This window comes from Motilimonas sp. E26 (genome assembly GCF_021278025.1).
Classification (GTDB): domain Bacteria; phylum Pseudomonadota; class Gammaproteobacteria; order Enterobacterales; family CBDFNC01; genus Motilimonas.
Window position 1 is genome coordinate 1 of the sequence record NZ_JAIBHJ010000078.1, and the last position, 959, is coordinate 959.

General features: G+C 46.9%; 2 protein-coding genes. Both read left to right on the plus strand.

Annotated elements, in window-relative coordinates; all coding sequences use genetic code 11:
- Positions 1-439 precede the first annotated feature (439 nt).
- Complete coding sequence (locus tag K1M91_RS21195; RefSeq protein WP_232804248.1) at positions 440-751, plus strand: IS66 family insertion sequence element accessory protein TnpB; 312 nt, start codon at positions 440-442, stop codon at positions 749-751.
- Positions 748-959, plus strand: a 212-nt coding sequence (tnpB, locus tag K1M91_RS21200) for an IS66 family insertion sequence element accessory protein TnpB (protein WP_232804249.1), incomplete at its 3' end; no start/stop codon positions are given. The genes K1M91_RS21195 and tnpB, both read left to right, overlap by 4 nt.

Below are 959 nucleotides of genomic sequence, written 5' to 3' on the forward strand. Positions count from 1 at the left end.
GTAGAATTTCTCTTTTTTAAGAAATATAGCCTGTTTTATGGGTTCCAAATGCATTACCTATTGTCTTAAAAGCGCTTTGGATTGATTGCTGGGCCCCGTTTTTTAGTCAAATCTGGCTGTGGGGGTTATTCTACAGTCTCGTTAGTGCATCAAGCGAAGCTTGATGCATCTTGCAGGGGGCAAGTCCCTGTCGGGTAAGGTCTAACTCACCACCCGTATCGAGTGTTGCGCCTATGGCGGAGCTGGTTTTTTTCAGCGAACAAGATAGGTGAAGCGTATACAGAGAATTAACTAGGCCACAGGGGATGCGTGCCGAAACGTCGGACCGCCCTAAAGCGCTGTTATCGCTCCGATAAATAGTAAGCGCATCATAAACCCCGCATTCTAATCACCTAGCACGAAGAATAAGATCAAGTCTCCAACCATGAGGAGATTTGAGATGAGAAAACGACGCACCAACCAAGAATGGCAAAACCTTATTGCGCAATCTGAATCAAGTTCATTATCTACACTCGCATTTTGCAAGCTCAATGAACTTAACCCCTCAACATTCTATGCCAAGCGTCAGCAACTCAATAAAACTGACGTATCTCTAGGCTTTGTCCGAGCAGAAGTCGTCGAAAAGACGATCAAGTATCAAGCTCAGAGTGCAACAGCTAACATGACGCTGCTCGTCAATGATGTAGAGCTGCGCATTCCACAAGGCACGCCAGCGGCCTATCTCGCAGAGCTCATCGGTGCGCTATCATGAAACGCATGCTCAGCGCACCAGAGATTTATCTGCATCGTGAAAGTGTCGATTTTAGAAAGTCCATCAATGGCCTCGCGGCGATCATCGAAAGTGACACTGATTTACCCCTGGGAAGCGGTGCCCTGTTCCTGTTCACCAACAAACAGCGCGACAAAATCAAAGTGTTGTACTGGGATAAAACAGGCTTTGCTCTTTGGTACAAGCGCCT

What these genes read in the sequence shown, in the direction of transcription:
- K1M91_RS21195 (WP_232804248.1), top strand. Translation starts at nt 440, where the DNA reads ATGAGAAAACGACGCACCAACCAAGAATGGCAAAACCTTATTGCGCAA.